This is a genomic window from Fictibacillus phosphorivorans, assembly GCF_023715845.1.
GTDB lineage: Bacteria > Bacillota > Bacilli > Bacillales > Fictibacillaceae > Fictibacillus > Fictibacillus phosphorivorans_D.
On sequence record NZ_JAMBOR010000096.1, the window covers coordinates 1 to 251 of the forward strand.

At 45.4% G+C, this 251-nt stretch carries 1 rRNA gene; it reads right to left on the reverse strand.

The features are described from left to right. Positions 1 to 117: ribosomal RNA gene (locus M3206_RS18930) — 23S ribosomal RNA — on the reverse strand; the annotation flags it as partial. Positions 118 to 251: the final 134 nt, after the last annotated feature.

Genomic DNA, 251 nt, shown 5'->3' on the forward strand with positions numbered 1-251 from the left:
TCGGAAATCCCCGGATCAGTGCTTACTTACAGCTCCCCGAGGCATATCGGTGTTCGTCCCGTCCTTCTTCGGCTCCTAGTGCCAAGGCATCCACCGTGCGCCCTTTCTAGCTTAACCTTATAACTTAATGATGTTTGCACATCAAGATTGTTGCTTTGGCGCAGATCAATATCTATCTGCCTTGCATTACTTTGTTTGGATGTCGATATCTAGTTTTCAAAGAACAAAGCCTCTTACTCGAATACTTCCTT